Genomic DNA, 8,100 nt, shown 5'->3' with positions numbered 1-8,100 from the left:
AAGTATTGATGCTTACCTGTTATGGTCATTATGATGATTAACCATTAATTTAAGTTTCGTAAGTTGCTTTTTATAGACAATCACCTTTGTGACAGATAGATTATTATTTGTAGATAAAACCTCCTTCTTTGGAGAGAAGGTAAGGGGGATGAACATCAGCGGGTTACAGAATCTACGAAACCTAAATCATTAACTATTAACCCCTAACCCTTGAACAATATCCTATTCTTAGACATAGAAACCGTTCCCCTATACTCTTCTTATAGTGAAGTACCCCCTCAGGCACAAGAATTATGGGAGGAGAAGACACGCTATATCCGCGGAGAGACTCTGGCTGAGGACTACTACCCTCGGGCAGGGATATGGGCGGAGTTTGGCAAGATCGTTTGTATTTCGGTAGGCTATCTGAGATTTGCCGATGGCAGGCGACAGTTTCGCTTGCGTTCTTTTACAGGTGAGGAGCGAGAGATTCTCGAGGCTTTCTCTGAACTACTAGAACAGCACTTCAGCGGACCGCACCACCTGCTGGCGGCTCATAATGGCAAGGAATTTGACTTTCCCTTTATTGCTCGTCGTCTCTTGGTACAAGGATTACCTATTCCTAAGATGCTACAATATTATGGTAAGAAACCATGGGAGGTGCCTCACTTGGATACCTTGGAGCTGTGGAAGTTTGGCGACTATAAACACTACACCTCTCTCAAGCTCTTAGCTTACACCCTCGGCATTCCCTCTCCTAAGGAAGATATAGATGGCAGCGAAGTGATGCATGTTTATTATGAGCTGCACGATATAGAACGCATTCGTAAGTATTGCGAGCGTGATACTCTTACTGTTGCCCAAATTCTCCTAAGAATGAAAGGAGAACCACTTCTTACAGAAAAAGAAATCTTTATAACAAGCTAATTAGTTTGTTGTCTCATTTCTTTATAATGTAAAACTATTATTTGGTAAGATACATTTCGGTAGATAACAATCTTTTAATAAATGGATAAAATAATCTTCTTCTTGTTGTATTGGTAAAATGATAAATTAGTGTTTTTCTGTTTAGTCTAAAAAACATTCTTATTTTTAGAAAATAAAACTGCAAAATAAATATATTTTGGAATATAAATCTATTTTTTTTATTTGGTTGTTTGAAATAATTTTGTAAATTTGTCTCCGTAAAATTACATAACAAACAATCATAATTTAAGTGTAATTTTATTTATTGTATGCAATAATTTATTTGAATAGTTGATAATTTAAATTTAATAAAGATGAGAAAAAAAATTACCTCGTTAAGTTTGCTCTTCCTATCAGGAGCATTGGTTCTTACTTCATGTGTAAAGAATGAAGAAGAAGAAAGCACAAAAGCACTGCGTACAGCACAAGAACAACGCGCTAAAGAAAAGCTTGCTGAAGACAAGACTCAAAAAGCAATGGAGCTTGAACAAACTAAAAAAGCTTTAGTTGCTTCTTTGGTAGAAAGAAAAACTGCAATTCTTGGAGAAATTGCTACTGAAAAAGCTAATATTGTAACAGCTCAAAATGAAAATGCTGATAGAACCGCAAGCAAGGCAACTCTCCAATCCAAAGTGGATTTAGCGGCTGAAAAATTGGCTCGTAATTTGGAATCTTACAATCGTCAAATTGCTGCTAAAGAACATGAAAAAACAGTTGTAACAGCAGCCAATTTAGCCGATGTAGTAGCGCTTAACAATCAAATAAAGACTAAACAAACTGCAAAAGAAGTAGCAACTCAGCAACAAGAAGTAGCAAGCCAAGCTTATACAAATGCAAAGGCAGCTGTAGTAAAAGCGTTTACTGATGGTTTGTTAGCTACTAATCTTGTAAAAGCATTGTATAAGAACAATGGAGATGGAACTTATTCACCTATAAGCGATCCAGATGTATTTGCTTATGTGAAAAACTTTGCAAATGTGGGTAATCTAGATTATAGTGGTATAACTCCAACTGCTTTAGCAAGTAGAACAACAGCACTTGTAAATTCAGATAATGACGCTACTAAGCCTACAAGTGGAGGTTATACTTTTACTGACCTTATTGCTAAAAAACAAATAGCTCTTCAAGACTTAAATAACCTACAGGCAAGTATTGTAGCAGCAACTCCAGAAAGACCTGATTATACAACTCTTGATACTGCTATTGCCAATGCACAAGCTGATGTAACCAGTGCACGTGCAACTTATAATGCAGATCCTACAACAGCTAACAGAAATGCTTATGAAGCTGCTTTAAGAGCTTTACAAACTGCACAGAATGCTAAGACCACAGCTCAAGAAAACTATGCAACAGCCTTAAAAACAGCTACTAAACTAAGAGCTGCACAAACAGCACTTACTGCCGATGGAAATCTTGCTGCTGTAAATAGAGTAATTACTACTTTCAATAGTGCACTTACTGGATTAGCACAGAAGAGAGCTGCTTTATTAACACTTCAAGATAAAGTGTCTTTGTTGGATGCTGAAATCAATGCACTTGTTGCCTTAGGTGGTACTACCAATGGAGATATATCTGGAGCAAAAGCTGAACTTATCAAAGCTATCAATAATGCTATCACTGACCTTAAGGAAGCTAAGAGAGCTGCAGAAGAAGCACATGCAAATGTAGTGAAAACAAATATCACTGAAAAAACAAGAGAAACAACAGCTAAGAATGCAGAAATCGCAGCAAGTCAAGCTATTATTGCTGCTAAAACAGCTGAACTTAACTACGTAAATGCTCAACTTACAGCCCTTGGTGTAAAATAAGAAAGTGGGGAATAATTAAAAGAATCTTCAATGACAGAAAGCTGGCTTCCTCACCACTTTCAGGAGTCGCTTTCTGTTGTTGTCTAACTTAAAAAAAGTACAGATGAAAATAACAAAACTTTTAGCTATCGCCCTTCTTCCTTCTCTATGGTATTATGCACAAGCTCAGGAGCAAACTACTTCCACAGAGGAAAATCAAAAAGAGGCAGCTTCTCCACTTAAAAATAAGGTAAGCATTGCTGCCACACGTGTATATAACAATCAGTTATCTACTCAGTTGATAGATCCTAGCAGTAGTTCAGTAACTGTGACTGCACCTTTTGCAGAAGGTAAAAACGACGCTTTCCTTGCCTTAGAAGTAGGTTGGTATGTATCTGACTCTTGGAGGTTAAACCTTACAACAGGTTTTAACTTTTCTAAAAACCCTGGATATACCAAGAAAGAAGGAGTAGACTCTCCTATAAATGGTCTTCCTGCTACTGTGCCAGAGTTTACTACCATACCAGAGAGACACTCTATGGGGCTTGCTGTCACTTTAGGAAGTGATAGGTTCTTTCATACAGAATACTTGCCTAACCTTGTATGGTTTGTAGGAGGTCGCTTAGGGTACTCTTTCGTACATGAAGGCTATAACAAGAATGAAGCACTTAATTATGGTCCTGCAGAAGCACAAACTTTCCGTTTCCGTGTAGCAGCTGCAGTAGGTGCTGATTATTACCTTATCCCTGAGAAATTATTTGTAGGGGTACAAGTGGATCCACTCTCTTACTCCTATGGCGTATATACTGCAAAGTCTCGCCCAAGTGTAGGTGCACGCTCTGCCGATACTCACCATTTCAACTTCTTAGGAGGTCCTAATTACAATGTAGATCTTTCTTTCAAATTAGGTTTGAACTTCTAATCAAAAGGTAAATATAACAAAAACTCCCAACTCATAAGAGTGGGAGTTTTTTATTTGTTAATTCTTCAATAGGACAATTCGCCAATGAATTGATTTACTAATTGATTTAGAAGTCTAGTTTTAAGGCGTAATTTGTTGTTTTTTTGCAAAATTCTATCTCTGCTAAGGGTTTTTATTAATCTTATAGAAACACGGATTTTATTGTGTTTTAAATAACGAATTGACTTTGCTTATAAAGAGTACAAGTTGTAAGAAACTTGACGTATAATTAGTCACTAGTCACTAATTCCGCTTGTCTTCTCCCCACAGTAGTTTATGCCTAAGGGTCTTGAAGAAGTCGTTATCTTCTAAGGCAACGGTGGAGAGCGTAAAGGGAGCCAAGCTGATCTTTACCGCTGTCTTGCAGGGTAAGATACAGGAACGGGCATCATAGGTGGCCAGATAGCACCCTTCTCGGTTATATACCTGTAGGGTGATTTCAGTATCGTCAGGGATTACTAGCGGCCGTGCATTGAGGTTATGAGGGGCGATAGGAGTGAGTACAAGGGTCTTGGAATGAGGCATGATTACAGGACCACCACAGCTAAGCGAATACCCTGTGGAACCCGTAGGGGTGGAGATAATCAGCCCATCTGCCCAATAGGAGGTTAGGTATTTTCCATTGAGATAGGCCTCTACAGTAATCATCGCTGTGGAGTTTTGTCGGATAACAGTAACCTCATTCAGCGCAAAGTTCAGGGGTGAGATGGGGGTGCCATCGCTATCGGTAATTTGTAGAACACTACGTTTTTCAACGGTGTATTGCCCTGTACGGATTTTGGCAAACATATCTGCTATTTCTCCTTCGGATATAGTTGCCAGAAAGCCCAAGCGCCCTGCATTAATACCTAAAATAGGAATTTGCAGGTGCTGTATATAGGTCATCGCCCAAAGGATGGTACCATCGCCCCCTATGGTAAGCATAAGGTCGGTATCGGGCGGTAGGTCGGCCACTGAGCGGAAAGTCTGTACGCTTACCTCCTCTGTAAGTTGTCCTTTATAGCAACGCCATAGGTCGGCCTCTATAACAATTTGGTCTTTGTGAGCCAATAGCTCTTCAAAGATAGCAGCCAATAACGGCTGATAGGCTGCCTTGTATTTTTGTGAGTATAATGCAAGTTTCATAATTAATGAGTCAATGAGCCAATTAGCTAATTAGTCAATGAGACGATGAGCCAATTAGTTAATTAGACAATTAGCCGATGAGACAATTGTCAAATTGACAAATCGACAAATTGGCAAATTAGCAAATCGGCTAATTAAAAAGCAGTTCTCTATATTTAGTCATGGTCCAGAGTTCGTCATCAACCATCAGTTCGAGTTTGTCGCAATGGCGGCGGATTTGTTCAAAGAAAGGTCTGATCTCATGGCAATAGGCCTCCGCCTTCTCAGCTAGGTCGGTAATCTTATTGATGCGTTTACGTGCTTCTACCATTTGGGATACCTTGTTATAAATACCCTTGATATGCTCGGAAATGTGCTCAATAAGGTCTAATTGTTCGAAGGCTACCTCATGGAAGTGTTCGCCAAAAATTTCCTTAAGTCCTTTGACATTTTCTATCAATATGTTCTGATAGCGTACGGCAGTAGGAACAATATGATTACGAGCAATATCTCCCAATACACGAGCTTCTATCTGTACGGTCTTGATATATTCTTCAAGGGCAATATCATAGCGGGCGTGTAACTCTACAGGGCTAAGTACCTGCATCTCGGAAAAGAGGGCAATAGCTTTCTCGCTGATATTTTCCTTAAGAGCTTCCGGGGTTGTTTTGTGATTGCTTAGGCCACGGGCATGCGCTTCTTCCTCCCACGCCTTACTATAACCATCTCCCTCGAAGAGGATAGGCTTGATACTCTTAGCGTAACCCTGGAGTACCTTTAGAATAGCATCTTCCTTCTTGGTAGTTTTTTTGTTATTTGCCTTCAGTAGGGCATCGACCTCTTGTTTGAAGTCAGTGAGCTGCTTAGCCACCATGGTGTTGAGTACCATCATGGGCTTGCCACAGTTGGCATTGGAACCTACAGCACGGAATTCAAACTTATTGCCTGTAAAAGCAAAAGGCGAAGTACGGTTGCGGTCGGTGGTATCAAGGAACAGATCCGGGATTTTGCTCACTACACTAAGGGTTAATTCGTCTTTTCCTTTTGGAGTAAAGTCCTTGCCTTGTGCCTTGTGCAAAGCATCAAGTACTTTGGTTAGCAATTCCCCTATGAAGACAGAGACAATGGCAGGGGGAGCTTCGTTGGCACCCAAGCGATAATCGTTGGTCGCTGAGGCAATAGAAGCTCTCAAGAGGGGTTCGTACCTATGGACAGCTTTGATCGTACAGAGGAAAAAGGTAAGGAATTGTAAGTTGCTCAGGGGTGTTTTCCCTGGGGAGAGGAGATTGACTCCTGTATTGGTTACCAAAGACCAGTTGTTGTGCTTTCCAGAACCATTGACCCCTGCAAAAGGTTTTTCATGGAAAAGTACCGTGAAGTCATGTCGCTCGGCTACCTTACGCATCAGGTGCATTAGTAGTGCATTCTGATCAACGGCGAGGTTGGCCTCGGTGAAGATGGGTGCTACTTCGAACTGATTAGGCGCTACCTCATTATGTCGGGTCTTGACAGGGATACCTACCATGAGGCACTCCTGTTCTAAATCGCGCATGTAGGCCAATACACGGGAGGGAATAGCTCCTAAGTAGTGGTCTTCCAGTTGTTGTCCCTTGGCAGCTTCATGCCCTAGCAGGGTACGCCCTGTGATAAGTAGGTCAGGACGGGTGGCTACGAGGGTTTTATCTATAAGGAAATATTCTTGTTCGCAACCTAAGGTGTTTGCTACACTCTCCACTTCAGGGTCGAAGTAGCGCGCTACCTCTGTGGCGGCTTTGTCAATAGCAGTAAGGGCTTTTAGCAAGGGAGTCTTATTGTCCAGAGCCTCTCCTGTATAGGCGATAAAAATCGTTGGGATACAGAGTACTGACCCATATACAAAGGGAGGAGAGGAAGGATCCCAAGCCGTATAGCCACGTGCTTCAAAAGTGTTACGTATGCCCCCATTGGGGAAGCTTGAGGCATCAGACTCCTGTTGTACGAGTTGGTTGCCCGAAAATTGTTCAATGGCGCGATTGCCTGCGATAGGCTCAAAGAAAGCATCGTGCTTTTCGGCGGTGCCTCCAGTGAGCGGTTGGAACCAATGGGTATAGTGAGTGGCTCCTCGGCTAATAGCCCAATCGCGCATAGCGATGGCCACTTGGTCAGCTACTTGTCGGTCTATTTTGCAGCCCTTGCGTATGGAGGTCATCACACTCTCAAAGGCCTCACGGGTCATTCGCTGACGCATGGCCTCCTCATGGAATACATTGCAGGCAAATAGCTCCGAAGCACGTCCCTTATCGGATACCTCAACGGGTTGCTTCTTTTGCACTTCAGATAAGGCAGTAAAGCGTAACATATCGTATGGATTAGTATTTCTGCGCACAAAAGTACGAAAAAAAGTGATTAGTTGTTAATCATTGAATGATTAGTTTTTGCTATTTCATACAATTACCCACTGAGATGACTTTACTTATTTTTTCACTTTTTATTGTGAAAAAAGTGTAGAAAAAATAGTATTTTTGCCCTCTACTAATGAAGTGTCCTTGTATAATTATAGAAAAGGATTTAATTATCTTTTATTCAATATTTTAGCTTTTAAAAACCTTATAAAAATGGCAAAATACACTGAAGAGGAACTGAAAGAAGAATTAGAAAACAGCGAGTACAAGTATGGTTTCTATACAGATATAGAGTCAGATACCTTTCCCAAGGGATTGAGTGAGGAGGTGGTTATTGCGCTCTCCAAGAAGAAAAACGAACCCCAATGGATGACAGACTGGCGCGTGGAGGCTTTTCGTATATGGCAGTCTATGCCTGAGCCACCACATTGGGCAAACTTGAAGTTTGAAACACCTGATTTTCAAGATATCGCTTACTATTCGGCTCCTAAGAAGAAGCCTAAACTCAATAGCTTGGACGAGGTAGATCCGCAGCTGATAGAGACTTTCCAAAAGCTAGGCATCTCCCTTGAGGAGCAAAAACGCTTGGCAGGGGTGGAGGATAAACCTGCTGTGGCAGTGGATGTGGTTATGGACTCCGTATCAGTAGCCACTACTTTCCAAAAGACATTGGCAGAGAAGGGGATTATCTTCTGTGCTATCTCAGAGGCTATACAGAAACACCCTGATCTGGTTCGCAAGTACTTAGGTACAGTAGTGCCCAAGACAGACAATTTCTATGCGGCACTGAACTCAGCTGTTTTTACCGATGGTTCTTTCTGCTATGTGCCTAAGGGGGTACGTTGTCCTATGGAGCTTTCTACCTACTTCCGTATCAATCAGGCAGGTACAGGTCAGTTTGAGCGTACCTTGCTTATCGTGG

Annotated in this window: 5 protein-coding genes and 1 pseudogene; 4 read left to right on the top strand and 2 right to left on the bottom strand. The window is 41.3% G+C overall.

What is annotated here, in order from left to right:
- Positions 1-210 precede the first annotated feature (210 nt).
- The 3 genes from Q0625_RS05185 to Q0625_RS05175 all read left to right on the top strand — a co-directional run bounded on the left by Q0625_RS05185 (position 211) and on the right by Q0625_RS05175 (position 3,654).
- Complete coding sequence (locus tag Q0625_RS05185; RefSeq protein ID WP_298824139.1) at positions 211-906, top strand: 3'-5' exonuclease; 696 nt, start codon at positions 211-213, stop codon at positions 904-906.
- 353 nt (positions 907-1,259) lie between these two features.
- On the top strand, positions 1,260-2,753 hold the full coding sequence (locus Q0625_RS05180; protein WP_298824136.1) for a hypothetical protein: 1,494 nt from the start codon (positions 1,260-1,262) through the stop codon (positions 2,751-2,753).
- A 103-nt stretch (positions 2,754-2,856) separates the two neighbouring features.
- Positions 2,857-3,654: a BT1926 family outer membrane beta-barrel protein gene (locus Q0625_RS05175; RefSeq protein WP_298824134.1), complete on the top strand. Its 798-nt coding sequence runs from the start codon at positions 2,857-2,859 to the stop codon at positions 3,652-3,654.
- A 282-nt stretch (positions 3,655-3,936) separates the two neighbouring features.
- Here Q0625_RS05175 and Q0625_RS05170 read toward each other — a convergent pair whose 3' ends face one another.
- Positions 3,937-4,818, bottom strand: coding sequence for an NAD kinase (locus tag Q0625_RS05170; RefSeq protein WP_298824132.1), 882 nt, complete (start codon positions 4,816-4,818; stop codon positions 3,937-3,939).
- A gap of 130 nt (positions 4,819-4,948) precedes the next feature.
- Positions 4,949-7,135, bottom strand: coding sequence for a glutamine synthetase III (locus Q0625_RS05165; protein ID WP_298824130.1), 2,187 nt, complete (start codon positions 7,133-7,135; stop codon positions 4,949-4,951).
- A gap of 256 nt (positions 7,136-7,391) precedes the next feature.
- Here Q0625_RS05165 and Q0625_RS05160 point away from each other — a divergent pair.
- A pseudogene (locus Q0625_RS05160) lies at positions 7,392-8,100 on the top strand (Fe-S cluster assembly protein SufB); the annotation flags it as partial.

Source organism: uncultured Capnocytophaga sp., assembly GCF_938029845.1.
Classification (GTDB): domain Bacteria; phylum Bacteroidota; class Bacteroidia; order Flavobacteriales; family Flavobacteriaceae; genus Capnocytophaga.
This window is presented reverse-complemented; position numbering and strand designations above follow the sequence as displayed.

Bases quoted from the DNA above. Each gene is read 5' to 3' on its own strand.
- Q0625_RS05180 (WP_298824136.1), top strand. From the start codon at position 1,260: ATGAGAAAAAAAATTACCTCGTTAAGTTTGCTCTTCCTATCAGGAGCA.
- Q0625_RS05175 (WP_298824134.1), top strand. From the start codon at position 2,857: ATGAAAATAACAAAACTTTTAGCTATCGCCCTTCTTCCTTCTCTATGG.
- Q0625_RS05170 (WP_298824132.1), bottom strand. From the start codon at position 4,818: ATGAAACTTGCATTATACTCACAAAAATACAAGGCAGCCTATCAGCCG.
- Q0625_RS05165 (WP_298824130.1), bottom strand. From the start codon at position 7,135: ATGTTACGCTTTACTGCCTTATCTGAAGTGCAAAAGAAGCAACCCGTT.